Genomic DNA, 1,462 nt, shown 5'->3' with positions numbered 1-1,462 from the left:
AATCTCATCGCATTGAAGTAGCCAGCGATAGTAAATAAGGGTCATTCAATATGAGGTTAACCGGAATCGATTTTTTAAGAGTACTTGCAGTACTATTAGTAGTACTTTCTCACTATGGATTCTCATATTTAGGTGGATATGGCGTTCCATTACTCATCACATTATCTGCATTTCTTATAACCAAAATATTAATGAGTTCTGATAGTAAATATACTTTTAAAAAACATTTTCTTCGTCGATTTCTCAGAATAGCTCCAGCCTACTATTCTTTTTTGTTTATAAGTATTTTTCTCGACTGGATACTAGATGACACTTGGAAATTAGAAGAAATATTATTTGCAGTTACACACACTTTTAACTACTGGAATATAAAATATGGACATACCTCTACCGTATCCCATGTTTGGACCTTATCTATATTAGAGCAATTTTTTATTGCATCATATTTTTTAATATGGCCAATCCTGAAACTTAAAGAACGTTTTTTTTGGGTTACTTCGAGCTTAATTGTTTTATCCGCTGTAGCATTCAGATCAATCATATATTTGTCTTTTAACGCTACAGAGACTTACGTATATAATGATTTTTTTTGCCGAATAGATCAGTATTTAATAGGTGTAATGTTAGGGTATTTCTATGTTAAACATTCAGATAAGTGGGTGTCATTTAATTTATTTTATACTGTATCATTGTTACTTACCTCCATATTAGCAATTACATATTCAAAATCCTCTGTCGACTTCAGATATACGTTAGGCTTCACCTTAGAAGCAATTGCATCTTGCCTATTGCTTTTTACCTTTACAAACATATCTTCAAAATTAAAATTTCTAAATGGTAAAGTTATTACATCTTTAGCCGCCTCATCCTATAGCGCTTACTTGTTCCACACGTGGACAAATAGTGTAGCGAAAGATATGTATATTATAGGGTCAGAAGCACAAGCTGTATTAGCATCTGTTCTTCCATTTATTGTAGGAATGATTGTTTTTTTAACGATTGAAAAGTATTTTCTAAATATCCGTAAAATTGTTCTTAAAAATTAAATCACTTTAAATACTCGGTAATTTTAATAAATATAGCCCTACTAACTCCGACATGCGTCGGTAACGTTAAAAACCGACGCGAAAACTCTATTGCATTCGGCGTAGCGTTAAATCGGACAGGTAAGTCTGAAACACAGTCTATATCAATTAGTGCGGTTTCATACATACCTGATACACCCAAACCTTTTCTTTTCAATTGGTCCAAAAGATGCTGTCTCTGCTCTGCATTTTTCATAAGAACAGGGTAACGTAACATTCGATGACTTCGCCTGCTTTTTAACAAAGCTGACATAAGGTTTATATCATCTGAAATTTGTTGATTATATTCAAATTCTGGATGCCTGCTACGAAATCGATAGGCCTTAACATTTTCGTATACATACATTTTCACCTGTTCCGGCATACGGCGAATTATG

General features: G+C 33.0%; 2 protein-coding genes. One reads left to right on the top strand and one right to left on the bottom strand.

The window, feature by feature from the left end; all coding sequences use genetic code 11:
- The first annotated feature begins 50 nt into the window (after positions 1 to 50).
- The gene (locus BGP77_RS01140; RefSeq protein ID WP_108162906.1) at positions 51 to 1,046 is read left to right on the top strand and encodes an acyltransferase; all 996 of its coding nucleotides are present in this window, start codon (positions 51 to 53) and stop codon (positions 1,044 to 1,046) included.
- 1 nt (position 1,047) lies between these two features.
- On the opposite strand, the gene BGP77_RS01135 is transcribed toward BGP77_RS01140, so the two are convergent.
- On the bottom strand, positions 1,048 to 1,462 hold a 415-nt coding region (locus BGP77_RS01135; protein WP_146171158.1), incomplete at its 5' end, for a DegT/DnrJ/EryC1/StrS family aminotransferase.

It is taken from the genome of Saccharospirillum sp. MSK14-1, assembly GCF_003054965.1.
GTDB lineage: Bacteria > Pseudomonadota > Gammaproteobacteria > Pseudomonadales > Natronospirillaceae > Saccharospirillum.
The sequence above is the reverse complement of the archived record's forward strand: the minus strand, read 5'-3'. Positions and strand labels throughout refer to the sequence as shown.